24 protein-coding genes are annotated in these 24,145 nt (G+C 61.2%); 4 read left to right on the top strand and 20 right to left on the bottom strand.

From position 1 onward, the window contains the following. Window positions 1-60: 60 nt before the first annotated feature. Window positions 61-723: a 2-dehydro-3-deoxy-phosphogluconate aldolase gene (locus G6K99_RS06760; protein ID WP_113109713.1), complete on the bottom strand. Its 663-nt coding sequence runs from the start codon at window positions 721-723 to the stop codon at window positions 61-63. 217 nt (window positions 724-940) lie between these two features. On the opposite strand from G6K99_RS06760, the gene G6K99_RS06755 reads away from it, so the two are divergent. From G6K99_RS06755 to G6K99_RS06740, 4 genes are read left to right on the top strand one after another with little or no spacing between them, the layout of a single operon-like run. Beyond that, a complete protein-coding gene (locus G6K99_RS06755; protein ID WP_113109712.1) occupies window positions 941-1,438 on the top strand; it encodes a CYTH domain-containing protein in 498 nt (165 codons plus the stop codon). Next, a complete protein-coding gene (locus tag G6K99_RS06750) occupies window positions 1,413-2,321 on the top strand; it encodes a CHAD domain-containing protein (RefSeq protein WP_062461157.1) in 909 nt (302 codons plus the stop codon). Before G6K99_RS06755 ends, G6K99_RS06750 begins: the two co-directional genes overlap by 26 nt. Window positions 2,322-2,376: 55 nt before the next feature. Continuing rightward, window positions 2,377-3,321 (top strand): rhodanese-related sulfurtransferase, encoded by a 945-nt coding sequence (locus G6K99_RS06745; protein WP_062461160.1) that lies wholly within the window; start codon window positions 2,377-2,379, stop codon window positions 3,319-3,321. Between the two features lie 26 nt (window positions 3,322-3,347). Then, a complete protein-coding gene (locus tag G6K99_RS06740; RefSeq protein WP_174196782.1) occupies window positions 3,348-3,668 on the top strand; it encodes a low molecular weight protein tyrosine phosphatase family protein in 321 nt (106 codons plus the stop codon). Between the two features lie 12 nt (window positions 3,669-3,680). Here G6K99_RS06740 and G6K99_RS06735 read toward each other — a convergent pair whose 3' ends face one another. The 19 genes from G6K99_RS06735 to xylB form a co-directional block, all read right to left on the bottom strand. Further along, window positions 3,681-5,870 (bottom strand): EAL domain-containing protein, encoded by a 2,190-nt coding sequence (locus G6K99_RS06735; RefSeq protein ID WP_244631403.1) that lies wholly within the window; start codon window positions 5,868-5,870, stop codon window positions 3,681-3,683. Between the two features lie 150 nt (window positions 5,871-6,020). After that, on the bottom strand, window positions 6,021-6,797 hold the full coding sequence (locus G6K99_RS06730) for a MetQ/NlpA family ABC transporter substrate-binding protein (RefSeq protein ID WP_174196089.1): 777 nt from the start codon (window positions 6,795-6,797) through the stop codon (window positions 6,021-6,023). 43 nt (window positions 6,798-6,840) lie between these two features. Next, window positions 6,841-7,509, bottom strand: a complete 669-nt coding sequence (locus tag G6K99_RS06725) for a methionine ABC transporter permease (protein WP_062461169.1) — start codon at window positions 7,507-7,509, stop codon at window positions 6,841-6,843. After that, window positions 7,499-8,533, bottom strand: a complete 1,035-nt coding sequence (locus G6K99_RS06720; RefSeq protein ID WP_062583085.1) for a methionine ABC transporter ATP-binding protein — start codon at window positions 8,531-8,533, stop codon at window positions 7,499-7,501. The genes G6K99_RS06725 and G6K99_RS06720 overlap by 11 nt, the downstream gene beginning before the upstream one ends. Window positions 8,534-8,829: 296 nt before the next feature. Beyond that, the gene (locus G6K99_RS06715; RefSeq protein ID WP_174196088.1) at window positions 8,830-10,206 is read right to left on the bottom strand and encodes a GH1 family beta-glucosidase; all 1,377 of its coding nucleotides are present in this window, start codon (window positions 10,204-10,206) and stop codon (window positions 8,830-8,832) included. A 159-nt stretch (window positions 10,207-10,365) separates the two neighbouring features. Beyond that, the gene (locus G6K99_RS06710) at window positions 10,366-10,638 is read right to left on the bottom strand and encodes a Txe/YoeB family addiction module toxin (RefSeq protein ID WP_062461172.1); all 273 of its coding nucleotides are present in this window, start codon (window positions 10,636-10,638) and stop codon (window positions 10,366-10,368) included. A gap of 1 nt (window position 10,639) precedes the next feature. Continuing rightward, window positions 10,640-10,891 (bottom strand): type II toxin-antitoxin system Phd/YefM family antitoxin, encoded by a 252-nt coding sequence (locus G6K99_RS06705; protein WP_174196087.1) that lies wholly within the window; start codon window positions 10,889-10,891, stop codon window positions 10,640-10,642. 290 nt (window positions 10,892-11,181) lie between these two features. Next, a complete protein-coding gene (locus G6K99_RS06700; protein WP_174196086.1) occupies window positions 11,182-12,369 on the bottom strand; it encodes a Gfo/Idh/MocA family protein in 1,188 nt (395 codons plus the stop codon). Between the two features lie 151 nt (window positions 12,370-12,520). After that, window positions 12,521-13,576 (bottom strand): sugar phosphate isomerase/epimerase, encoded by a 1,056-nt coding sequence (locus G6K99_RS06695; RefSeq protein ID WP_174196085.1) that lies wholly within the window; start codon window positions 13,574-13,576, stop codon window positions 12,521-12,523. A 229-nt stretch (window positions 13,577-13,805) separates the two neighbouring features. Further along, complete coding sequence (locus G6K99_RS06690; protein ID WP_062582095.1) at window positions 13,806-14,771, bottom strand: substrate-binding domain-containing protein; 966 nt, start codon at window positions 14,769-14,771, stop codon at window positions 13,806-13,808. A gap of 234 nt (window positions 14,772-15,005) precedes the next feature. Further along, on the bottom strand, window positions 15,006-16,004 hold the full coding sequence (locus tag G6K99_RS06685) for an ABC transporter permease (RefSeq protein WP_062461179.1): 999 nt from the start codon (window positions 16,002-16,004) through the stop codon (window positions 15,006-15,008). After that, a complete protein-coding gene (locus tag G6K99_RS06680; RefSeq protein ID WP_174196084.1) occupies window positions 16,001-17,530 on the bottom strand; it encodes a sugar ABC transporter ATP-binding protein in 1,530 nt (509 codons plus the stop codon). Before G6K99_RS06680 ends, G6K99_RS06685 begins: the two co-directional genes overlap by 4 nt. 191 nt (window positions 17,531-17,721) lie before the next feature. Further along, entirely contained in the window at window positions 17,722-18,813 is a 1,092-nt protein-coding gene (pqqE, locus tag G6K99_RS06675) for a pyrroloquinoline quinone biosynthesis protein PqqE (protein WP_325263582.1), read from the bottom strand. A 74-nt stretch (window positions 18,814-18,887) separates the two neighbouring features. Further along, window positions 18,888-19,187, bottom strand: a complete 300-nt coding sequence (gene pqqD / locus G6K99_RS06670; protein WP_062582089.1) for a pyrroloquinoline quinone biosynthesis peptide chaperone PqqD — start codon at window positions 19,185-19,187, stop codon at window positions 18,888-18,890. Further along, a complete protein-coding gene (pqqC, locus tag G6K99_RS06665) occupies window positions 19,184-20,008 on the bottom strand; it encodes a pyrroloquinoline-quinone synthase PqqC (protein ID WP_371816141.1) in 825 nt (274 codons plus the stop codon). Before pqqC ends, pqqD begins: the two co-directional genes overlap by 4 nt. Beyond that, on the bottom strand, window positions 19,980-20,897 hold the full coding sequence (pqqB, locus tag G6K99_RS06660) for a pyrroloquinoline quinone biosynthesis protein PqqB (RefSeq protein ID WP_244631402.1): 918 nt from the start codon (window positions 20,895-20,897) through the stop codon (window positions 19,980-19,982). The genes pqqC and pqqB overlap by 29 nt, the downstream gene beginning before the upstream one ends. A gap of 20 nt (window positions 20,898-20,917) precedes the next feature. Further along, on the bottom strand, window positions 20,918-21,013 hold the full coding sequence (pqqA, locus tag G6K99_RS06655) for a pyrroloquinoline quinone precursor peptide PqqA (RefSeq protein WP_062461193.1): 96 nt from the start codon (window positions 21,011-21,013) through the stop codon (window positions 20,918-20,920). Between the two features lie 216 nt (window positions 21,014-21,229). After that, window positions 21,230-22,540 (bottom strand): xylose isomerase, encoded by a 1,311-nt coding sequence (xylA, locus tag G6K99_RS06650; RefSeq protein ID WP_174196082.1) that lies wholly within the window; start codon window positions 22,538-22,540, stop codon window positions 21,230-21,232. A gap of 133 nt (window positions 22,541-22,673) precedes the next feature. Next, window positions 22,674-24,128 carry a xylulokinase gene (xylB, locus tag G6K99_RS06645; protein ID WP_174196081.1) on the bottom strand — a complete coding sequence of 485 codons (1,455 nt, stop codon included), beginning with the start codon at window positions 24,126-24,128 and terminating at the stop codon, window positions 22,674-22,676. Window positions 24,129-24,145: the final 17 nt, after the last annotated feature.

Raw genomic sequence — 24,145 nt, 5'->3', positions numbered from 1 at the left:
AACGGCAACACAGGAAAACAATTTTCCCGCGCTGCCGATAACGAAAATGTCAGAACGGATTTAAGCCCTGAGCGCGAAAGCCTCGGAGGCGAGCTTGGTGATCGCGGCCCAGTCGCCGGCTGCGACGAGTTCCTTCGGGGCTACCCAGGAACCGCCGACGCAGATGACGTTGGGGAGCGACAGGTAGTCGTTGGCATTCTTCAGCGAAATGCCGCCGGTCGGGCAAAACAGCGTGCCTGCGAGTGGCGACGACAGGGCCTTCAGATAGGCGGCGCCACCGGCCTGTTCGGCAGGAAAGAACTTCATCACGTTGTAACCGGCTTCCCGGAGCGTCATCACTTCGCTGGCAGTCGCTGCACCCGGAAGAAGCGGAACCGGCGAATCCTTGGCGGCCGCGAGAACACCCGGAGAAACGCCCGGAGACACGATAAAGGTCGAACCGGCCTTGACGGCGGCTTCCCAGTCTTTTGCGTTGAGGATCGTGCCGGCTCCGACATTGGCGCCTTCGACTTCGGCTGCAACAGCCTTCACGGCGTCGAGCGCTGCCGGCGTGCGCATGGTGATCTCGATCGCCCGCAGTCCGCCGGCGACCAGCGCCCGCGCAAGCCCGACAGCAGACTTCGCATCGTCAACGATCAGCACCGGAACGACGGGCTGCAATTTCAGGATGGTCAGCAGCTTTTCAGTCTTGCTTGGGTTCTGGCCCGGATTCTGGTCAGCCATGAAGAACACTCCCTAAAACGATTGAAATCCCTTGCCCGGAAATAACGGTCGATCACGTCATTGTCGAGAACAAATCCCCCGATCCACGCAACCTCGGGCCCCTTGCCGACTTCTCTTAAGCACCCGGCCGAAGCACCGCTTTACCATGCTCTTGCCGATACTCTTGCCCTTGTGCATCTTTGCGCTACGGTACATCTCCACAACCAAGACGAGGCCCATGGGACAGGAAATCGAGCGCAAGTATCTGGTCAAGAACGATGCCTGGCGGAACGAGGTCGCATCCTCCTCGCGGTTCCTGCAGGCCTATATCGCCGTTGCCGCTGATCGCTCGGTTCGCGTTCGCATCATGGATGACGAGAAGGCCAAGCTGACGATCAAGATCGGCTCGGAATTGTTCTCGCGCTCGGAGTTCGAATACGAGATTCCGCTCGCCGATGCCAAGGACATGGCAGCTGGTGCCACCGGCATCGTCCTCGACAAGACCCGCTTCAATGTCGAGCATCAGGGCTACACCTGGGAAGTGGATGTGTATGAAGGCGTCTATAACGGCCTGGTTGTCGCCGAGGTCGAACTTCAAAGCGAAACCGAACGTCCGCCGATACCGGACTGGATCGGCGACGACGTCACAGGCGATCGCCGCTATTCCAACGCCGTCATGGCCAACCAGGATCTGAGCCGGGAGCTTCTCGATGGCCTACCACCTGCGACCCGATAAGCCGTTTACCGTCGAGTTTGTCGCGGTTGCCGAGCAGCAGCTGTCGAAGGCGGTCCGCTATCTCGCCGACAAGCCCGATGGGGCTCACACGGCGATCCACGATGCGCGCAAGCGTTTCAAGCGCGTGCGGGCGCTGTACCGCCTGATCCAGCCGGACGCCAAAGAGTTCAGAAGCCGCGAAAACAAGCGTATCGGCGACATGGCCCGCAGCCTCTCTGCCGTGCGCGATGCAACGGCACTTGTCGAAACGGTCGATTATCTCGCCGGTCAATCTACTCTGCCGGAAGAACAGGCAGCCCTTGCATTCGCCCGCGACGCGCTTTCCAAACGCCGCGACGAGATTGCCGAGAGCCAGGAAGACCTGCCCGCCCGCATGGCGACGGCGGTGATCATCTGTCACGAGGCAATCGACGCGCTGCACGGCCTGTCGCTGGACGACAAGCCGGAAAAGACCGCCCACCGGCTTGCCAAGGTCTGGAAGAAACAGCGCCTGCAGGCGCTGGCGGCGATCAAGGAATGCGAAGGCAACGCCCATGCCGAGGCATTCCACGAATTGCGCAAGAGCGGCCAGACCTACTGGATGCATCTTGCCCTCCTGCGCGACATCTGGCCGTCGGCGATGCGCGCCAAACAGGCCGAGGCGAAATCACTGGTCGATCTTTTAGGTCACGAGCACGATCTTTCCGTTCTCTCGGGCCTCGTCAACGAAAGCCCCGACCTTTTCGGCGACAGCGACACGCTGGCGCGGCTACTCGCCGCCATCATCGCCCGCCAGCAGGCGCTCCGGAAGGAAGCGCTGCCGATCGCCCAATCGGTGTTTTCCGATAGTGCCGCCACCGAAAGCAGGATGATCGCGCTCCTCTGGAAACACGCGGCGTCGTGAAGACGACAGCGCCCAATCCATTGCGCAACAGCGCATCTGGTTGTATGGGACCGGCATGACCGAAAGCCACCTTCTCCCCCGCCCCGAAGCCACGGGCGCATTTCTCGTTGCCGCGCTCTATCACTTTGCGCGGTTCGAACGATTTGGTGAGTTCCAGACGCCGCTGCAGGCCTTTTGCGACGCGCGCGGCATCAAGGGAACGCTGCTGATCGCCCGCGAAGGCATCAACGGTACGATTGCAGGCTCCGACACTGATATCGCCGAGCTTCTGACGTTTCTGCGCGCCCAGCCGGAATTTTCTGGCCTGGAGCACAAGGAAAGCCGCGCGTCGAAAATGCCCTTCGTGCGCATGAAGGTTAAGCTCAAGAAGGAAATCGTCACGATGGGGGTCGAGGATATCGATCCCAACAGAATCGTCGGCACCTATGTCGAGGCGAAGGACTGGAACGCGCTGATCTCGGATCCCGAGACCATCGTCATCGATACGCGCAACGATTACGAGACGGCGATCGGCATCTTCAAGGGAGCAGTCGACCCCAACACCAAGACGTTTCGCGAGTTTCCGGACTGGGTGAAGAACAATACCGGCCTGCACAACAAGCCGAAGATCGCCATGTACTGCACCGGTGGTATCCGCTGCGAAAAGGCGACAGCCTTTATGAAGCAGCAGGGTTTCGAGGACGTCTACCACCTGAAGGGCGGCATCCTGAAATATCTGGAACAGGTGCCGGAAGAAGAAAGCCTCTGGGAAGGCGCGTGTTTCGTGTTCGACGAGCGCGTCTCCGTCGAGCACGGACTGAAGGAAGGCAACCACAAGCTCTGCCACGCCTGCCGCAATCCGATCACCGCCGAAGAGATCACCTCGCCCAAGTATGAGGAAGGCGTCTCCTGCTCCCATTGCTACGACAGCCGCACCGAGGAAGACCGGTTGCGTTACCGTCAGCGGCAGTTGCAGATCGCCCTCGCCAAACAGCGCGGCGTCAAGCATATCGGCAGCTAAAGCGTCCACGAGAAGGATGGAGTAACCTGAAAAACATCCTTTTCGTCTGCAGCCAGAACAAGCTGCGGAGCCCGACGGCGGAGCAGGTTTTCGCTGAGTGGCCCGGCGTCGAGGTGTCGTCCGCCGGCACCAACAATGATGCCGAAAACCCTCTCTCAGCCGAATTGATCGAATGGGCCGACATCCTGTTCGTCATGGAACGGACCCACCGGGCAAAGATCCAGCAGAGATACCGATCGAAGCTCAAGGGCAAGCGGCTGATCTGTCTCGATATACCTGACGATTCCGACTTCATGGATGCGGGCCTGATTGCAATCCTGAAGACAAAGGTGCCGCAGCATCTCTAGCCTGAGACGTTTTCATGCAATCCGCTTTCCGTCCCGTCCCCGGTCGGTGCGGTAGATGACGTCGATCTCATGGGCTTCCATCGGCCGACCGAAGAAATAGCCCTGCAATTCATCACAGCCCGTCATCCGCAACTTCAACGCCTGGTCCTCGCTCTCGACGCCTTCCGCCGTCACCGGCATGCCGAGCGAACGGGCAAGCGCCACGGTCGCCTGCAACGTCTGAACCGCGTGGTCACCCTCGGACATTGCATGCACCAGCGAGCGATCGATCTTCATCCGGTCGAAACCGAACTGCCGCAGATATCCGACGCTTGAAAAACCAGCGCCGAAATCGTCGAGAGCGATCTCGACCCCGAGCTTTTTCAGCCTGGCAATCGCTGCGCGAGCGCGGTCTGGGTTCTGAATAAAATACCCCTCGGTCATTTCCAGCGTGATGCGCGACGGATCGGTTCCGGTCTTGCGGAACATCGAGGCCACATGCTGCGAAAATTCGGGATCACGGAACTGGCCGGGCGAGATATTGACGGCAAGCTTGATGCCGGGCCAGTCGGCGATGCGCTCGCAGGCCCGGTGCATGACGAACAGACCCAGTTGGTCGATCAGTCCGCTTGATTCCGCAATCGGAATGAACACATCCGGCGGCACCGGTCCGTAACCCTTGCGGGTCCAGCGGGCCAGCGCCTCGACGCCGATCAGCCGCCAGTTCGTCGCATCCACCACGGGCTGGTAGACGATGTTGATTTCGCGCCGCTCGATGGCGATCCGCAGGTCCACTTCCAGCCGGTTGCGCTCCTCGCGCTCGGCATCCATTTCCGGCCGGTAATTCTCATAGCGGCCGCGGCCGGTTTCCTTGGCACGGTACATCGCCATGTCGGCCCGACGGACAAGCTCTTCTCCCGGCACGTTGCCGCGCGGCGAGATGGCGACACCGATACTGGTTCCGATCACAGCCACCCGTTCGCCGATGACGAAGGGCTCGCCGAAGAAGCCGAGAATGCGGTCGCAGAGAATAGGTGCCACCGGAGATGCCCCCATCACCGGAAGAGCAATAGCGAATTCGTCGCCGCCGACGCGCGCCAGGATCGCCTCGCTGCCAACAAGCGTCTTCAACCCGGCCGCCACGCCGCGGATCAGCTTGTCGCCGGTCCCGTGACCATAGGCATCGTTGACTTCCTTGAAGCCATCGAGATCCAGATAGAGAAGCAAAACATGCGCGCCCTGCGCCCGGCTTTCGAGAACAAGGGCGTCGAGAGCGGTAAAGAAACCTGAACGGTTCAAAAGCCCGCTCAACCGGTCGCACATCGCGAGCCGTCTCGCATCGGCTTCGTCGCGCTTGAGCTGATTTAGGGTGATGCTGCCACTGACCACGAGCAGCAGGAAAAACAGCCCGACCATGGCAAGCGCGCCATAGACCAGAGGCTGCACCTGGGAGAAGCCGAGGTCGCCCGGACGCCGCGGCTGCCACGACAGCTTGACCAAAAGCTTGCCGTGCAGGTTGCGAAGTTCGACACTGTTGCTGGTCTGATCGGTCTTGTCGATGAACCGCAAACCCTCGACAACATAGGTCCTTGCAAGTTCCGCCACCTTCCTTTCGTCCAGCTGGCGGACAAAGACGAGAAACCGTCTCTCCGAGAGCGGCTTGTCGAGCGCGCCGGATTTTTCGCGCACCAGGGCGACGCCGACAGCCGCAACGCCGTCGCGTGTCTGAACAAAGCCCGTGGCTTCCGGCAGACCGTCGCGACCCGTGGACAGGACCCGATCGAACAAGGTCCAGAGCGACGTATCGAAATACTCGCGCGGGTTCCATTCCGCCGGACGTCCCTCCTGATAGGACATCAGCACGTTGCGCTCGGTGTCCATCACGATCGCGATATCGAACAGGCCGCTGTTGGACGTCATATCGCCGTAATTGCTGACAACCCAATCCTGGCCATCCGGGGCATAGACGAACTGGGCAGCATCATCCCATGCCGAATAATCGTTGAGGGTGGCCTGAAGCTGGGTTCGGAAGGTCTGCAGCGCGCCTTCGGTGGTCTGCATCGAGCGGCTGTCGTCATACCGGTTGGCATAATCTGCAATGCGGCCGACGGCCGTCAGAATGAAGACGGTCACGAGCGTGACGACGACTGCGAACAGGACAAGTTGCATCGCCACGACAGACCGACGGCCGGCCGGAACGGAACGCCGGAAATGTGACGGCATGAACAACAATAGCCCGCCCCTTCATTAAGGGGGCCACATTGGACGGCGATCTCTTCAGATATCGTTAACTTCAATAAGAAAAGCCGGTCTCCGCGGAGACCGGCCTCGATTAGATCACTTCACTCTGAGATCCTATCGTCTTTCGACGTGTTACCAGGACGGAATGACCACGCCCTTGAACGTGTCGAGCACGAACTGCTTCACCTCAGGGCTGTGATAGCTGTCGACCAGCGTCTTCACCCAGGCGGCATCCTTGTCCTTCGCGTTGATCGCGATGATGTTGATGTAAGGTGCCTTTTCGCCTTCCTTGGCGATCGTGTCCTTGGCCGGGTTGAGACCACCCTCGACGGCGAAGTTGGTGTTGATCACGGCCGCATCGACGTCGTCGAGCGAACGGGGCAGCTGGGCTGCATCGAGTTCGGCAAACTCGATCTTCTTCGGGTTTTCGGTGACGTCGGCCGGCGTTACCTTGAGGCCCTTTTCGGCATTGAGCTTGATGAGACCCTTGTCGGCCAGGATCAGCAGCGCGCGACCGCCATTGGTCGGGTCGTTCGGAATGGAAACCGTCGCACCTTCCTTGAGCTCGTCGAGGGTCTTCACCTTCTTGGAATAGACGCCCATCGGGAAGTTGACGGTCGTGCCGACGGCGATCAGGTCGAACTTGCGGTCAGTCACCTGATTGTCGAGGTACGGCTTGTGCTGGAAGGAATTCGCCTGCAGCTCGCCATCCGCCAGCGCCTGGTTCGGAACGACATAGTCCGAGAATTCCAGGATATCGATGTTGAGGCCCTTGGGCGCTGCGATTTCCTTGACCTTTTCCATGATCTGCGCGTGCGGACCGGGCGTCACGCCGATCTTGATGTCTTCGGCAAAGGCCGATGCGGCAGTGAGCGCACTGAAGGCGGCCGCGAGAATGATTTTCTTCATGTCTGTCTCCTTGGATTTGAAAGAATGAATGGCTTGTTGTTGATCAGGTCTTGCGGTTACGCCTGTCGAAACGGCGGGCCAGACTGTCGCCGGCGCTCTGGACCAGCTGAACCAGAACGATCAGCACCACGACGACGGCAAGCATGACTTCCGGCATGAAGCGCTGGTACCCGTAGCGGATCCCGAGATCGCCGAGACCACCGCCGCCGACCGCGCCGACCATTGCCGAATAGCCGATCAGGCTGACCATGGTCATGGTGAGCGCTAAGATCAGGCCGGGCCGGGCTTCGGCAAGCAGCACCTTGAAGACGATCTGCATCGGCGATGCACCCATGGCGCGGGCCGCTTCGATGAGACCGCTGTCGATCTCGCGGATCGCCGCCTCCACAAGGCGCGCAAAGAACGGAATGGTGGCGATCGTCAAAGGCACGATCGCCGCATTGGTACCGATCGAGGTTCCCGTGATCAACCGGGTAAACGGTATGATCGCAACGACCAGAATAATGAACGGCGTCGAGCGCGCGGCATTGACGATGAGGCCGATGACGCGGTTGGCCGCCGGTGCCGGAAACAGCTCGCCACGGCCGCTGGTGGCAAGAAAAATGCCGATCGGCAGCCCGATGGCCGAGCCGATCAGGCCGGCGATCGCCACCATCTGCAGCGTCTGGGTCAGCGCCTTGGTGAGAAGGTTGATGAGCATCTCAAGCGACATAGCCGAGCACCTCCGTCTTCAGGCCGGTCTCGGCATAGAATTGTTGCGCTCGCGCCATCACGGCCGGGTCGGCGGAATAGGAAACGACCAGCGATCCGAACGGCTCGCCCGCGATCTCCTCGATCGCGCCCGCCAGAATGTTGACGTCGGCGCCCAGTTCGGCAACCAGACGTCCCGTCAAAGGCTTGAAGGCCGTATCGCCGAAGAACACCAGCCGCACCAGCGCCCGGTCCCCCGCCGATGGTTGCCGTTTGATGCCGTTGCGCAGCCATTCCGGCAGGTTGAGTGACGAGGCAAGCAGCGTGCGCGTCGTCTCGTGCCTGGGATCGGCATAGACCTCAAACGTGCGCCCGGCCTCAACGATGCGACCGGCATCGATCACCGCCACATGGCTGGCGACCGTTTTCACCACTTCCATTTCGTGGGTGATCAAGAGCACGGTCAGCCCGAGTTCGGCATTGATGCGCTTCAGAAGATCAAGGATCGAATGCGTGGTCTCCGGATCGAGCGCCGAGGTGGCTTCATCTGAGAGCAGCAGCTTCGGATCTGTGGCCAGCGCACGGGCAATGCCGACGCGCTGCTTTTGCCCGCCCGACAGCTCGGACGGGTAACGCCCGGCCTTGTCGCCGAGACCGACGAGATCGAGCAGAGGCCCGACCTTGGCCTTGATCGCCGCCTTGTCCACACCGGCAATCTCGAGCGGCAGCGCCACATTGTCGAACGCGGTTCGCGAGGATAGCAGATTGAAATGCTGGAAAATCATGCCGACCTGACGGCGCAGCGAACGCAGTCCGTCTTCGCTAAGCCCGCCCACTTCGACGCCATCGACCACGACCGTGCCGGACGTCGCCTTTTCAAGCCCGTTGACCAGCCGGATCAGCGTCGACTTCCCGGCCCCGGAACGGCCGATGATACCGGCGATGGAGCCGCGAGCGACCGAAAAATCGATACCGTCGAGCGCGGTGAATTCGGGCTGTCCGGACGCACCGCCGAACCGCTTCACCACCTTTTCGAACGAAACCATGGGCGCAGCATTCGCCACGTCAGGCGAAGCGGCATCGGCCACGGCAGTAACAAGTGTCATGATAAGCTCACACGTTCAGTCAGGTCATCCCGGCGACAAGGGTCGCCGTCTCAATTCATGCAGCCGGGCGGCACATTCGATGACAGGTGACTTTGCGGAGCATTCGATCGGCTTTCAATGGAAGCCGGGAGGCCTCGTTATTGATGGCGCATCAATGCCCCGCCTCCGCCACATTTTACAGGGATGAGATTTCAAATTCAGCGGAAACGAGAAAAAATCTTCTACGCAGCGCAAAATTAAGCCGGTGCGTGGTTACCCTTGGGGAACTCTACAGCCAGATCCCGATACCATTTGCCGCTCTGCTTGATCGTGCGAACCTGCGTCTGATAGTCGACATGGACGAGGCCGAACCGCATCTGATAGCCCTTGGCCCACTCGAAATTGTCCATCAGGCTCCACGCGAAATAGCCCTTCATCGGATAACCGTCGCGGGCGAGATCCGCGACGACGCCGAGATGTTCGACATAGTAGTCGAGCCGCATCGTGTCATCGATCGTGCCGTCGGCACCAATATCGGTATTGTCGCAGGCGCCATTTTCCGTGACGTAGCATTCCGGCAGGTCGTAGCGGCGGTAGAGATCCTCGACCAGCAATTTCATGGCGGGCGCATAGATCTCCCAGCCGATATCGGTCACCGCCGTTTCGACGAAAGGCGCGGGCTTTGTCGCCGGGAATTCCGCACCCTCAGCGGTATCTGCAAGAACGCGCATCGGCGTGTAATAATTGAGGCCCCACCAGTCGAGTTTCTGACTGATGACGGCAAGATCGCCCTCTTCCACTTTCGGCATGCGATCGCCGAGCGCCGACATCAGCGACGCCGGATATTCGCCCTTGAACACCGGACCGAAAAAGGCGCCGTTGTGGAAATCGAAGGCACGCTCGGCAGCAGCGCTATCTTCCGCGCTATCGGAACCCGCAATGACGGAATGCGCGTTGAGGACGAGACCAACAGGCACGTTCGGCGTCACATGCCGGATCGCTTCCACCGCCAGTCCATGCGCAAGATTGGTGTGGTGCATGGCGGCAAGGGCCGCCTCCATGTTGCGCTCGCCCGGCGCATGCTCGCCGTAGAGATGGCTCAGCCACACCGAGCACCAGGGTTCGTTGAATGTCGCAACCGAATCCAGCCGGTCCCCAAGACGCGCCATCACCACCTTGGCATAGCGCTGGAACGCGTAGGCGGTCGATCGCGCCGCCCATCCGCCGTCGCCCATCAGCGCCAGCGGCAGGTCCCAGTGATAGAGCGTCGCAAATGCCTTGATGCCGCGCGCCTTCAATCCGTCGATCAGCTTGTCATAGAAATCGAGCCCCTGCTCGTTGATCCGGCCGGTGCCCTCAGGAATGATCCGCGGCCACGCCAGCGAGAACCGGTAGGCGGAAACGCCCATGTCCGCGATCAGATCGAGATCCGCTTCCCAGCGATTGTAGTGATCGCAGGCGATATCGCCATTGTCGCGGTTGTGAACCCGCCCCGGCATGTTGGAAAACGCATCCCAAATGGACGGCTTCCTGCCATCCGCCTTGGTCGATCCCTCGATCTGGTAGGCGGCGGTCGCAACGCCAAACGTGAAGTCACCCGGGAAGCGGGCTGCGAGAATTTTGGGATCAGTCATGAGGATGCCGCCATATGGAGGTGCGACCGAGACAATGACCCCGGCCGTCATAGCAGCGACGTGTACCCAAATGCCCGCCCGTTGTACAGGTTTTGGAGCGCGAAAACCCGTTCAGCGCGACGAGCTCGTTCGCGATTATCGTCTTAAGTACGCTCTATACTATCTCTCATAGTGAAAACGGCACTGGATGATTTGAAGTTGCTGGGTGCTTCCTTTACCCGACACACAATACACCAGTCGATGCTCCCCAAGAATGCGCCTCGACCAAAACCCGGAGAGACTGCCCTTCAGCGGTTCCGGTTTTCCAAGCCCCTTGAAGGGCGATCTCTTCGTATCCCTGATCAGCTCGTTGATTTTCTCGACCATCGATTGATCGACGCTTTGCCAGTATTGGTACTCTTCCCAGGCGTTTCCCGTCCAGAGAAGGTTCATGTCAGAGAGTCGGGTCTTTTTCGATCAGCTCTTCTTCGCGAAGCTGCGCAATACTCTCGCGCAGCCGATCAGAATTCGCTGGAGTGGAAAGAAGGTGCAGAGTTTCCTGCATGCTCTCGTATTCGCCCTCAGCAATCAGAACCAACGCCTCTGACCCCTGACGCGTGACCAGCAAAGGAGCGCGAGAGGCGATCACGTTGTCGAAGTGGGTCGCAATGTTCTGCCTAAACTCGGTCAGACGAACGTGGGCCACAATGCTCTCCTCTCAGAATGTACATATATCTGTACAGATTGAATGGAAATGTCAATATTGGGCTCCTGACACTGGAGGTAGATCCGGCCGCGGCGAGGGTTCCAACGCCTATCCGGGTGCCGCCACCTCTTCCCCAGGCCCCTCATCCGGCTGCGTCCTGCGGACCCTTCTCTCCGCAGTTGGGGAGAAGGTCCTTTGCCGCACGCGCCTTGCCCCGATCGAGCCACGTCCCCTCTCCCCGTCTACGGGGAGAGGGTTAGGGTGAGGGGCAGACGCCGCCCACCAAGTCTTTACACCTTCACCCAAGCACCATTGTTCCGAGACGACTCCACGCAGGCCTCGACAAAGGCGACGCCCTTCACGCCGTCGTCGACGGTTGGATAGATAACCGCCTCGTCCAGTTTCGCGCCCGTCCGGTGGGCGTGAATTGCCAGTGCCGCCTCCGTGTAGATCGTTGCAAAGGCTTCGAGATAACCTTCCGGATGACCCGATGGAATGCGGGAGACACGCGCAGCAGCGGCGCCGGAACCGGCGCCATTGCGGGTGATCAGCCGCTTTTCTTGCCCGAACGGCGTGAACCACAGGTAGTTCGGATCGGCCTGCACCCATTCGATGCCGCCCTTGGTGCCGTAGACGCGGATTTTCAGGCCGTTCTCGTGGCCCGGCGCCACCTGGCTGCACCAGAGCATGCCCTTGGCCGGCTTCTCGCCGTGTCTTGCCGCGAAGCGCAGCATGACATGGGCATTGTCGTCGAGCCGGCGGCCCTCAACGAAACTGTCTAGATCCGCGGCAAGGCTATCCAGCGTCAGTCCGGTGATGAAGCAGGCAAGGTTATAGGCATGCGTGCCGATATCGCCGGTCGAGCCGCCGGCACCCGATTGGGCCGGATCGGTGCGCCACACCGCCTGCTTGGCGCCGGTCTGTTCGACCGCCTCGGTCAGCCAGTCCTGCGGATATTCCGCCTGAACGATGCGGATATCGCCGAGCACGCCGGCCTCGACCATCTCGCGGGCCTGGCGCACCATCGGATAGCCGGTGTAATTGTGCGTCAGGATAAACAGCGCACCGCTCTCGTCAGCCACCTGCTTGAGCGCCTTCGCGTCGGCAAGGTTGGAGGTCAGCGGCTTGTCGCAGATGACGTGGATACCGCGCTTGAGAAAAGCTTTGGCGGCATCGAAATGGACATGGTTCGGCGTGACGATCGACACCGCCTCGATGCCGTCCTCACGCTCCGCCTCGCGGCTCGCCATCTCCTCATAGGAGCCGTAGGTTCGGTCCGTATCAAGCCCGAGTTCCCGCCCCGATGCCGCCGATTTCTCCGCCGTCGAGGAAAGCGCGCCGGCGACAAGCTCGAACCGGTCATCCAGCCGCGCCGCCATCCGGTGCACCGCGCCGATAAAGGCACCTGATCCGCCGCCGACCATGCCGAGCCGGATACGGGGTGCGCGTGTCTGTTCGTCCTTGGCTTCGATGGTCATGATGATGTCTCCTTGGAAATTCATTGCGGGGAAAGTCCCCTCTGTCCTGCAGGCCATCTCCCCCACAAGGGGGAGAGACCCCTCCGCACCGTCTCGGGTCATGACCGAAGGGTGCGGCAGGTTAAGCCCTTCCCCTTGTGGGGAGGGGTTTCTATGAAAGCCCCAACATCCGCCGGTTGGCAGCCTCGTCCGTTCCGCCGGCGGCGAAATCGTCGAATGCATGTTCCGTCACCCGGATGATGTGATGCTTGACGAATTCCGCGCCTTCGCGGGCACCGTCTTCGGGGTGTTTCAGTGCGCATTCCCATTCGACCACGGCCCAGCCGTCGAAATCGTTGGCCGCCATCTTGGAAAAGATCGCCCCGAAATCCACCTGACCATCGCCCGGCGAACGGAACCGTCCGGCTCGGTTCACCCAGCTCTGGAAGCCGCCATAGACGCCCTGGCGCCCGGTCGGATTGAACTCCGCATCCTTGACGTGGAACATCTTGATCCGGTCTTTGTAGATGTCGATATTGTCGAGATAATCCAGGCATTGCAGCACGTAATGCGACGGATCGTAGAGCATGTTGGCGCGCGGATGGTTCTTCACCCGCTCCAGGAACATCTCGAACGTGACGCCGTCATGCAGGTCCTCACCGGGATGGATCTCGTAACACACGTCGACGCCGTTTTCGTCCGCATGATCGAGGATCGGCGTCCAGCGGCGGGCAAGCTCGTCAAAGGCGGTCTCGACCAGACCGGCCGGGCGCTGCGGCCACGGATAGATGTAGGGCCAGGCGAGCGCGCCGGAAAAGGTGGCATGCGCCGTGATGCCGAGATGCTTCGAGGCTGTGATCGCCATCTTCACCTGCTCGACCGCCCATTCCTGACGTGCCTTCGGATTGCCGCGCACTTCCGGCGCAGCGAAGCCGTCGAAGGCGTCATCATAGGCCGGATGCACGGCGACCAGCTGCCCCTGAAGATGGGTGGACAATTCGGTCACTTCGACACCGTTCTGGCGGGCGACACCGGCGAACTCGTCGCAGTAATCCTTCGACGAGGCAGCTTGTCTGAGGTCGATCAGCTGGCTCGCCCAGGTCGGCACTTGCACACCGAGATAACCCTTGTCGGCCGCCCATTTGGTGATGCCGTCCCAGCTGTCGAACGGCGCCTTGTCTCCGGCAAACTGACCGAGAAAAATGCCCGGACCCTTGATCGTCTTCATGGTGTTTCCTTTCCGATATGCCGCCCTCGATGTCGGGCTCGGTGCGTTCCGCAAACTCTCCGGCATTCCTGTGCTTGTCACAGGAATCCAGTGACCCGATTTCCGTCGGGTCAGAGCAATTTTCTTCAGCCCAGCGACTTGGGCTGGCTTGAATCCCTGTCACGAGCACAGGGATGACGCGAGGAAAGAGGGCGTCTTGCGACAAACGCCCCCTCTCGCCTTGGTGATCTCAGAACGGCGAGTCGGCGAAGTAGAAGTTCTGCGCATTCTCCTTCGTCACCAGCGTGGCGTCGAGGATATAGTTGCCGCTGACCGGGACCTGATCGTAGAAGTTGGCCGCCGTCAGCTGCATGGCGGTTGCCACCATCGCCGGCGGATAGAGCACGTCGACCGGCATCATCTTATCGCCGTCCATGACGCGCTTGATCATGTCCTTGGAGCCGGCACCACCAACGACATACTGAATGTCGGTGCGCTTCGCCTGCTCGATCGCCTCCAGCACGCCGACGGCCATGTCGTCGTCCTGGCACCAGACCACATCGATCTTCTGATGCTTGGTCAGAAAATCCTGCATCACCTTGAAGGCGTCGTCGCGGCTCCAGTTGCCGTATTGGCGCTCCAGCACCTTCACCTTGGAACCGGCGATCCCCTTGTCGAACCCGTCTTGGCGCTGCTGGTCGATCGGGATCGGCAGGCCGCGGATCACGACGACCTGCGCTTCCGGCGTCTTCTCGGCGATGTACTTTCCAGCCACTTCGCCAAGCGCCGGGTTGTTGCCGGCCACGTAGAGATTACGGATCGTGTTGTCGTTGACCGATGGTGCACGGTCGACCAGCGCCACGAACTTGCCGTCGTCCTTCACCTGCTGGATCGCGGTGACCAGCTGATCCGGATCGCTCGGCAGGATGACGAGCGCATCGATGCCCTGCACCGCCAGATCCTGCACCGCGTTTGCCTGGCTCGCCGGATCCGCCGAGGTCTTCACGATGACATTGAGGCCCTTGTGCTCGGCCATCAGAAGTTTCGCGACGCGTTCGGCATGGAACACCACGCCCGCCGTCCAGCCATGGTCGGCTGCCGGAATGGACACGCCGATCGTGACCTTCTTCGCCTCCTGTGCAAGCCCGAGGCTTGGTGCGGCGGCAACCGACGCTGCAAGACCTGCAACGCCGAGACCGAATGTTCTTCTATGCATGTTCTCTCTCCCAGAGTTTAAGGGGTCATCCTCCCGAAACCGGACCCGCCCCAGAGGCCCGGCCAAACCATTGGTCTCAGCGACCCGAAACCCCTCCCCGCCCTGCCCACAAGGGGGCGGGCTTAACCCGGCAGCTATCGCCAACACTCGATCGAGGCAGGCGATTGCGGCAAGTCTTCTCCCCCCCTTGTTGGGGAGATGGCCGGCAGGCCGGAGGGGTCCCGTAACAACCTCTTACTTTCGCATCAGCGACCTCTGCACCAGCATGGCGATGATGATGATCGCGCCCTGGATCGCTCCGATCAGATATTCCGACACGAAGTTCGACAGGATCATGATGTTGCCGACGATTTCCAGAATGAAAGCGCCGCAGATCGTGCCCCAGATGCGACCCACCCCGCCCCGAAGTGCCGTCCCGCCAACAACGACCGCCGTGATCGCCTGCAATTCCCACAGGATGCCTGTCGTCGCAGACGTCGATCCCAGCCGCGGCACGTAGATCATGACAGCAACAGCCACGCAGAGCCCCTGCACCACATAGGCGATGGTGCGCACCTTGTTGACCGAAATGCCCGAATAGCGCGCCACTTCCTCGTTCGATCCGACGGCGATCACATGACGGCCATACCGGGTGCGGTAGAGCACGAAGGCAGCGAGTGCCGCCGTCACGAAGATCACGATGATCGGGATCGGCACGCCGAACACGTCGCCGAAATAGACCGGCCGGTAAAGCTGCTGCAGCTGGCGGTCCTTGAGCGTGATCGCGCCGCCCTGGGAAAGCCACGTCGTCAGGCCGCGATAGATCCCCATCGTGCCGAGCGTCGCGATAAACGGCTCGATCCGCCCGAGCGTGGTGATAAGCCCGTTCGCCAGCCCGCAGGCCGCCCCCAGAACCAGCGCCACCGCCATGCCGGCCATCAGCATCAGCATCGGATCGGCAATCACGCCTGAGTTCATGAACAGGATCATCAGGCTGGCGACAAACGCCACCATCGCCCCGACCGAGAGATCCAGTCCCCCCGCCGAGATCACATAGGTCGCCCCAAGCGCTATCACGGCGATAAAGGCGCTGCGGGTGATGACGTTGGTGAGGTTGGCCAGCGACACGAAATTCGGGTTGGCGAAATAGCCGAGCACCAGAAGCAGCGCCAGCGCAACAAACGGCGCGATGGCCGCCATGTCCCAGTCGCGCGAAGTCTTCGGCGCCTTCGTCTCGGTTACGACCGCACTCATGCCGCCTCCCCCGCGCCGACATTGACACCGGTTGCAAGCTGGACGATCTCGTTTTCCGTCATGTGGTCTCCCTGAACTTCGCCGACGATCCGGCCGCCGCGCATCACCAGAATGCGGTCGCAGATGCCGATCAGCTCCGGCATTTCGGAAGAGACGACGATGATCGAGCGCCCTTCCGCAGCCAGAGCGGCGATGAATTTGTAGATCTGTTCCTTGTTGCCGATATCGATGCCGCGCGTCGGCTCGTCGATGATGACGACCTGCGGATCGAGCAGCATCATCTTGGCAAGCAGCAGCTTCTGCTGGTTGCCGCCGGAAAGCTGGCCCGCAAGGATCGTCTTCGTGCCGGTGCGGATGTCGAAATCCTCGATCGCCTTGTCGAGCGCCTGCGCCTCTCGCTTGCGATCGATCTGCAGGCCACGGATGAACTTGCCGAGCGAGGCGAGCGTCAGGTTGACGGTCAGGTCCTTGGTCAAGAGCAGGCCCTTGCCCTTACGGTCCTCGGACAGATAGGCGACGCCCGCCTTGAGGCTCGAATGCACGTCGGTAAACTGAACCGGCCGGCCCCGTAGCGTCACCTTGCCCTTGGCCGGTCGAAGTCCGACCAGCCCTTCCATCAGTTCGGTGCGACCGGCGCCGATCAGCCCGGCAAAACCGAGGATTTCGCCCTTGTGCAGGGTGAACCCCGCTTCGCGCGCGTAGCCCGGCACATCGAATCCTTCCACCTGAAGCACCGTTTCGGGCGCGATGGCCGCCTGCCGGTCCGGATAGAGCTTTGCCACGTCGCGACCCACCATCAGCCGCGCCATGTCGGCCGGTTCCAGCTCGCTTACCGGGTGCGAAGCAACCAGCCGCCCGTCGCGCAGCACCGTCACGCGGTCGGCAATCTCCTTTACCTCCGGCAGCCGGTGCGAGATGTAGAGCACGCCGACGCCCTTGGCGCGGATATCGGTGATGACCTTCAACAGCGCTTCGGTTTCGTGCGGCGTCAGCGACGCCGTCGGCTCGTCGAAGATGACGATGCGGTGCGGCACAAGCAGCACGCGCGCGATCTGCACCAGCTGGCGCTGCGCGATCGAAAGTCGCGACACGATGGTCTCGGGATCGATGTCGGCGCCCAGATCGCGGATCGCCTCTGCTGCGCCCGCATTCATCGCCCGGTCGTCGAGCGCGATGCCCTTTCGAACCTCGCGTCCGAGATAGATGTTCTGCGCCACCGTCAGATCCGGTGCGAGAAGGATCTCCTGATGCACCAGCACGATGCCATGCTTTTCCGCATCGACCGGGCCCGAGAAACTCACGACCTGTCCGTCGATCGCAAGTTCGCCGCTTGTCGGCTGATGGTTGCCGGCAAGGATCTTCATCAAGGTGGATTTGCCGGCGCCGTTTTCGCCGATGATGGCGTGGACCTCTCCGGCACGAACAGTGAGCGCGATATCCTTGAGGACTTCGACAATGCCGAACGTCTTTGAAAGGCCGCGCGCATCGAGCAGAGGCGCAGCCGTTTGCCCGGGCGCATCAACCATGCACCGGCCTCAAAATCAGAAGCGTCGTGAAGCAGCCGCAACGCGGCACGCCCACAACACCTGCCTCCTCGCAAGTGGTGTGATGCACTGAAATTCCTCCCTGAATTTCAGGCTATCGAAGAATTTGAGGTACGTAAAGCAGTTTCAGCTCATGAGCTTCGTTCACATTCGCGACACCACCGGAAGTGGCGTTAGCGGCCGCGATAGACGAATTCAGGCGGCTCGGCGCGGCTGTCGATCTCTGCCTGCTCGACCAGGAGGTGGCGCATCGGCGACAGGATGCAGACCGGGTCGGTGGTCGCAGCGTCGCCGGCCAGCGCCATCGCCTGGCAACGGCAACCGCCAAAATCCACGCCCTTGCGATCGCAGGACCGGCAGAGATCCGGCATCCAGCTATCGCCTCTGTAGGCGTTGAAGGCCTGGCTGTCATACCAGATGTCGGTCAGCGACATGTCGCGCACAGTCTCGAAGTTGAGCGACGGAATGCTTTCGGCCGCATGGCAGGGCAGAACCTTGCCCGATGGCGTCACATTGAGGCCGGTGCGTCCCCAGCCGCCCATGCAGGCCTTCGGAAAGGTCGAATGGTGATCGGCCGGCACATAATCGATGACGATGATGCCTTCCAGCCGTTTGCGGGCTTCTTCGACAAAGGCATTGGCGTGCAGCACCTGTTCCTTGGTCGGCATCAGCGCCTTGCGGTTCTTCTCGGCCCAGCCGTGAAACTGCACGGTGGCGATCTCGATGCGGCGCGCACCGAGTTCGACGGCAAGATCCAGCATGGCGCCCAGCTCGTCCATGTTCTGCTTGTGGCAAACGGCGTTGACGGTCAGCGGAATGCCGGCCGCATGCGTCCACTCGGCCACCGCGATCTTGCGATCGTAACCGCCTTTGTAACCACCCACCTTGTCGGCCAGAACAGGCGTCGCGCCCTGGATCGAGAGCTGCAGATGGTCGAGCCCGGCTGCGGACAGCTCGGCGATGCGCTTTTCGTTGAGGCCGATGCCGGACGTGATCAGATTGGTGTAAAGCCCGGCCTTGGCGGCCGCCGCCGTCAGTTCCACCAGATCGCGCCTTGACGCCGGTTCGCCGCCGGAGAGATGCAGGTGCAGAACGCCAAGTGCTGCTGCTTCCTGAAACACCCGGATCCATTCCTGCGTGGAAAGCTCGGTGCTGATGCCTTCCAGCTCCAGCGGATTGGAGCAATAGGGGCAAGCCAGCGGACAGCGATGCGTCAGCTCCGCGAGCATGGCGATCGGTGCGGGAATGCGGATACGACCCGTCACCCCGTCCCTGCCGGTCCATTCGCTCGTTCTGTCGCTGGTCTTGGCGCTTGTCCGCGCAATGCTGACATGCTCGTTCACGATTTCAACTCCAGCATGCGCCGCTTGGAAAACTCGTCGACGAAGGCAATCACGTCGACCAGGATCTGCTCCTTGGGCGCTTCGAATTTTACGGAGAACTCCTGCGCGATCGCATCGAGATCACGCACACCGTCGAGCGCGTTGACGATCATCACGGCGATCTCGTCGAGCGCAAGCGCCCGTTCTGGCGCAAGCAGCACCGTCTGACCGCGCACCGGGTCTTCCCGAAGCCGCACACCGCGGGCAAGCTTCGCAATCGTCTGCGCCGTCACGGTGACTGCGGAAGGTTCGCTCATTCGGCAGCTCCCCGCACAGGTTCTCTCAGAGCCGGCTGGTCGAGAGCGCCGATGACGCCCTCCTTGCCATCCCAGCCACCCGGCGGCAACAAGGCCGGCGATACGTAAGCGCTCTGCAACGCATCCAGCTGCGCCCACAAAACGTCGGTCTTGAAGGTCAGCGCTGCGGCAGCCGCATCCTGCTTTTCCAGCGTGTCGGCATGGTCGAGCACGTAGTTGAGCCCGAAGGCGACATCGACCGGCGCCTCGTCCAGACGCTTGCGGAAATAGGAGAGCGCGTCTTCATTGGCAAACGCGTAGTGCTCGAGCAGTCCAGCGATGCGGTTCTTGTGGATGGTCGGCGCGAACAGCTCGGTCAGCGAAGCGGCAACCGCATCGAGCATCGGCATGTCGCGCACGAAGCGCACATAGGCGTCGCAGGCAAACCGCGTGCCCGGCAGAACGCCCCGGGTGGATTCGACGTAATCCGGATCGAGCCCGACCGCTTCGGCAAGCTTCAGCCAGCGCCGGATACCGCCTCCCTCTTCCCGCCCGCCGTCATGGTCCTCGATCCGCTTGCGCCAGGCGCGCCGGATAGAGATATCCTCGCAGCGCGACATGAAGGCGGCATCCTTCAGCGGAATGCGGCTCTGGTAATAGAAGCGGTTGATCACCCAGGCGCGAACCTGCGTCATCGAGCATCCGCCGCCATGCAGCATGCCGTGAAACGGATGCTTGTCGTGATAGCGCGCAGCACCGATGGCGCGCAGCCGGGCTTCAAAATCGGTTCTGTTCAGGGCAGGCTTCAGGGCGTCAGGCAAGTTCGATCTCCATGCCGTCATGGCCGACTTCGAAGCCGGCTTCGGTAACAGCGTCCCGCTCCGGGCCTTGGCGCCAGATCGGGTTCGTATTGTTGATATGGACATAGACCATGCGGCCTATGCCAAGCTTGGACAGGGCTTCGAGGCTACCGCCGCCCCCGGCGTCGTCGCCAGTAATCGGCATGTGGCCCATGCGCTGGCCGGTCTTGATGCCGGTACCGACGCGGATCATCTCGTCATCGGTAAACACGGTGCCATCGAAGAACACGAGGTCGGCTCCGCTTATGCGGTCGCAAAGCCAGTCCGGAAGCGTCGCGCAGCCCGGAATATAGTAGGCACGCTTGCCGTTCGCCACGAATTCGACGCCGATTGTCTGCTCGCCTTCGAGACCAAGCTCGGGCTCGCCATCCTCAAGAAACAGCGCAACCTTGCCGGGCACGGCAAAGATGCGTGCCTCCAGCCCGTCGAGCGGTGAAAAATCCTCGTCGAGACGGATCGTCTTGCGCGCCACGAAATCGGGATCAAGCACTCTGAAGACCGGGCTGGCATCGAGCACGGACCCAATCGCGGCGGTCGAAAACAGTGAAAACGCCTGCTTCTCGCGGATCGTCAGAAGACCGCCGATATGGTCCACATCGGCATTGGTAATGACGACGCTTGCGATCGGGCTGTGGCGGAGGACTTTCGGATGAAGCTGCGGCGTCTGCTGGATTTGCTGGCGAATGTCCGGCGAGGCGTTGAAGATCGCCCAGGTCTCTCCGTCAACACTGACAGCGAGCGACGACTGCGTCTGCGGCAAAATCCCCGAAGACGGATCGCGGGCGGCGGCGCAGTTGGAACAATTGCAGTTCCACTGCGGTAATCCGCCGCCGGCTGCAGAGCCGAGCACCAGAAACCGGAGACCGGTCATGGGTCCCGTGCTCTTCATAATTAAAACAGAACCGGCTCGCTGCCGTCTGCAGGTGCGTAACGGTTGATTTCCATGCCGCAGCTTACTTCAACAAACTTAGGTGCAGTCCACTTCATGTCATTCTCCTTCGTGTCGTTGGAGGCCTTAAGCCAGCCGCTTTCGCGACCGAGGCCCCGGCAGAACTCACGTTTGAAAGGGTCGCAGGATAATCCCGTTCGCCAAGCCATAACATAAGCACAGGATCAAACGTTTCCAGCCCCGAAATGTTGCGCGATTTCTCGCCATTCCGGGGCCGTTCACGCCTTTGTCACAGGGGGACGAGGCTGCTTGTCTCAGACGTAGCGGTTTATCACGTTTTCGAGATATTCCTGGCGTCCGGACTTCGGCTCGGGATTGATCCCTTCCTTCTCCACGCGAGCAGCGATTTCGTCGAGCTTGTACTCGCCGCGCAACATCTTCTGCGCCTCCGGGCTGTCCCACTTTTCGTAGCGCGCATCGAGCGGCGTCTTCAGTGCGCCGTCATCGATCATCTTCGCTGCAGCCTTCAGGCCACGGGCGCAGCAATCCATACCGCCGATATGACCGATCAGCAGATCTGCCGGATCGAGCGACTGGCGGCGCAGCTTGGAGTCGAAGTTGGTGCCGCCGTTCTTGAACCCGCCGCCGGCGAGCACGTGATAATAGGCCAGCGCCATTTCCGGCACGTTGTTCGGGAACTGGTCCGTATCCCAGCCCGACTGGTAGTCGTTGCGGTTCATGTCGATCGAGCCGAAAATGCCGAACGTGTTCGCCATGGCGATTTCATGCTCGAAGGAATGGCCGGCGAGAACCGCGTGGCCCTGTTCGATATTGACCTTCACTTCCTTGTCTAGCCCGTGTTTCTGCAGGAAGGCATAGACGGTGGAAACGTCGTAGTCGTACTGGTGCTTGGTCGGCTCCTGCGGCTTCGGCTCGATCAGGATCGTGCCTTCAAAGCCGATCTTGTACTTGTATTCGACCACCAGGTTGAGGAAGCGCCCCATCTGGTCGAGTTCGCGGGTGAAATCGGTGTTGAGGATCGTCTCGTACCCCTCGCGGCCGCCCCACAGGACATAGTTCGCACCGCCGAGACGCTTGGTGGCGTCCAGGCAGGTTTTGACGGTCGCCGCCGAGAAGGCGAAAACGTCGGGATCGGGATTGGTAGCAGCGCCGGACATGTAACGACGATGCGAAAACAGGTTCGCCGTGCCCCACAGAAGCTTGACGCCGGTGTCCGCCTGCTTCTTCTCAAAGTAGTCGACGATCTCGTTGAGGTTCTTCGTGTTTTCCGCAAAGTTTGCGCCTTCCGGACGCACATCCGCATCGTGGAAGCAGTAGTAAGGCGAGCCGAGCAGCTGGAAGAATTCGAACGCGACGTCCGCCTTCAGCTTGGCCGCCTGCATGCTGTCGTCGAACCACGGACGCTCGAATGTCTGACCGCCGAAGGGATCGCCGCCCGGCCATGTGAATGTGTGCCAATAGGCAACGGCAAACCGCAGATGCTCTTCCATCCGCTTGCCGCCGACCATTTCATCCGGGTTGTAGTGCCGGAATGCCAGCGGATTGGTGCTGTCAGGACCTTCGTACTTGATCTTGGTGATATCGCCGAAAAAGCCTGTGCTCATGGTGGTTTCCTCCTTGGTAGAAACTTGGTTCTGGTAAGTGCGTCAAGGTGAGGTACGTACCTCACTGTAGCCGGTAAAGCGTGGTTCGAGTTGCCCGACTTGGGGGGAGGAGATTTCTCCTCCCCTTTGCCGGTTAGTTCAGCAAGCCGCGAATTGCTGGATAGGCAGCCCGGTAGCGCTGGTATGCAGCCTCATAGGCATCGTGAAGCCCAGCCTCCGGCTCGATCACCGCTTCCGTTTTGGGAGCGGAGCAAACGGCAACCGGATCGGCACCGGTTGCCGCGATCAGTCCGAGCCGGGCCGCGCCAAACGCCGCACCGAAATCGCCGTCGGCCGGAATATCCACGGGAACGCCGAGCGAAGTGGCAATCGACGACAGCCAGTAACGCGAGCGCGAACCGCCGCCGATTGCAGTGACGCGGGAGATCGAGGTTCCCGCGGCTTTCAGCGCTTCGAGATTGTCGCGGATCGCAAAGGTCACCCCTTCCAGCACCGCCTGGGTCAGCACCGCACGGCTGCTCTCATGTTCGAGCCCGAGAAATGCGCCGCGGATGACGGCATCGTTATGCGGCGTGCGCTCGCCGGAAAGGTAGGGCAAGAAGGTGACGCCGGTCGGGGCCTTGAGGCCTTCACCGAGTTCGGCAACCAGATCGGCAGCAGGCTTGCCGGACACTTTCGAATGCCAGTTGAGCGCATCCGTGGCTGACAGGATGACGCCCATCTGGTGCCAGGTCTTCGGCAGCGCGTGGCAGAACGCATGTACGGCACTTTCCGGCTTCGGCAGATAGGAGGCGTTGGCGGCAAACAGCACGCCGGATGTTCCCAGCGAGACGAACGCATTTCCCTCGGCGACCGTCCCCATGCCGCAGGCCGATGCCGCATTGTCGCCGGCACCGCCGGCCACGACCACATCGCCGGCAATCCCCCATTTCGACTTCAGCTCGCCCCGCAGGCGACCGGCTTCCTCGGTGCCCTCGACCAGCGACGGCATCTGATCCTCGGTAAGATCGGTCGCTGCCAAGAGTTCGGAGGACCACTTGCGGGCGCCCGTATCGAGCCAGGACGTACCGGCCGAATCGGACATTTCCGAAATGTGCTCACCGGTCAGCCATAGCCGCAGGTAATCCTTCGGCAACAGAACCTTGGCGACCTTGGCAAAGATCTCGGGCTCGTTGTTCTTCACCCAGGCAAGCTTCGGCGCCGTAAAGCCCGGAAATACGATATTGCCGGTGATGGCCCTGAAACGCGGATCCGCATCGAGCGCTGCCGCCTCCTTAAACGAGCGCGTGTCGTTCCACAGAATGCAGGGCCGCAGCACCTTGTCGTCGGCGTCGAGCAGCGTCGCGCCATGCATCTGGCCGGAAAGGCCGATGCCCTTGACTGCGGCAAGCTCCTTGGGAAACTTCGCCTTCAGCCCGTCGATCGCCTCTTCGCAGGCGCGGATCCAGTGAGCCGGCTCCTGTTCCGACCAACCCGAATGCGGGCGCGATACGTCGAGCGTCCCGTTCCCCGAGCCGATGATCGTCTGATCGCCGTCGATCAGCATCGCCTTGACGCCGGAAGTGCCCAGATCGAGACCGAGATACATGCTTGACTTCTCCTGTT

Source organism: Neorhizobium sp. AL 9.2.2, from assembly GCF_013317225.1.
Taxonomy (GTDB): Bacteria; Pseudomonadota; Alphaproteobacteria; order Rhizobiales; family Rhizobiaceae; genus Neorhizobium; species Neorhizobium soli.
The sequence above is the reverse complement of the archived record's forward strand: the minus strand, read 5'-3'. Positions and strand labels throughout refer to the sequence as shown.

Coding starts and splice junctions, on each gene's coding strand:
- G6K99_RS06760 (WP_113109713.1), bottom strand. CDS start 723: ATGGCTGACCAGAATCCGGGCCAGAACCCAAGCAAGACTGAAAAGCTG.
- G6K99_RS06755 (WP_113109712.1), top strand. CDS start 941: ATGGGACAGGAAATCGAGCGCAAGTATCTGGTCAAGAACGATGCCTGG.
- G6K99_RS06750 (WP_062461157.1), top strand. CDS start 1,413: ATGGCCTACCACCTGCGACCCGATAAGCCGTTTACCGTCGAGTTTGTC.
- G6K99_RS06745 (WP_062461160.1), top strand. CDS start 2,377: ATGACCGAAAGCCACCTTCTCCCCCGCCCCGAAGCCACGGGCGCATTT.
- G6K99_RS06735 (WP_244631403.1), bottom strand. CDS start 5,870: ATGCCGTCACATTTCCGGCGTTCCGTTCCGGCCGGCCGTCGGTCTGTC.
- G6K99_RS06730 (WP_174196089.1), bottom strand. CDS start 6,797: ATGAAGAAAATCATTCTCGCGGCCGCCTTCAGTGCGCTCACTGCCGCA.
- G6K99_RS06725 (WP_062461169.1), bottom strand. CDS start 7,509: ATGTCGCTTGAGATGCTCATCAACCTTCTCACCAAGGCGCTGACCCAG.
- G6K99_RS06720 (WP_062583085.1), bottom strand. CDS start 8,533: ATGGTTTCGTTCGAAAAGGTGGTGAAGCGGTTCGGCGGTGCGTCCGGA.
- G6K99_RS06715 (WP_174196088.1), bottom strand. CDS start 10,206: ATGACTGATCCCAAAATTCTCGCAGCCCGCTTCCCGGGTGACTTCACG.
- G6K99_RS06710 (WP_062461172.1), bottom strand. CDS start 10,638: ATGAACCTTCTCTGGACGGGAAACGCCTGGGAAGAGTACCAATACTGG.
- G6K99_RS06700 (WP_174196086.1), bottom strand. CDS start 12,369: ATGACCATCGAAGCCAAGGACGAACAGACACGCGCACCCCGTATCCGG.
- G6K99_RS06695 (WP_174196085.1), bottom strand. CDS start 13,576: ATGAAGACGATCAAGGGTCCGGGCATTTTTCTCGGTCAGTTTGCCGGA.
- G6K99_RS06690 (WP_062582095.1), bottom strand. CDS start 14,771: ATGCATAGAAGAACATTCGGTCTCGGCGTTGCAGGTCTTGCAGCGTCG.
- G6K99_RS06685 (WP_062461179.1), bottom strand. CDS start 16,004: ATGAGTGCGGTCGTAACCGAGACGAAGGCGCCGAAGACTTCGCGCGAC.
- G6K99_RS06680 (WP_174196084.1), bottom strand. CDS start 17,530: ATGGTTGATGCGCCCGGGCAAACGGCTGCGCCTCTGCTCGATGCGCGC.
- pqqD (WP_062582089.1), bottom strand. CDS start 19,187: ATGAGCGAACCTTCCGCAGTCACCGTGACGGCGCAGACGATTGCGAAG.
- pqqC (WP_371816141.1), bottom strand. CDS start 20,008: ATGACGGCATGGAGATCGAACTTGCCTGACGCCCTGAAGCCTGCCCTG.
- pqqB (WP_244631402.1), bottom strand. CDS start 20,897: ATGACCGGTCTCCGGTTTCTGGTGCTCGGCTCTGCAGCCGGCGGCGGA.
- pqqA (WP_062461193.1), bottom strand. CDS start 21,013: ATGAAGTGGACTGCACCTAAGTTTGTTGAAGTAAGCTGCGGCATGGAA.
- xylA (WP_174196082.1), bottom strand. CDS start 22,540: ATGAGCACAGGCTTTTTCGGCGATATCACCAAGATCAAGTACGAAGGT.
- xylB (WP_174196081.1), bottom strand. CDS start 24,128: ATGTATCTCGGTCTCGATCTGGGCACTTCCGGCGTCAAGGCGATGCTG.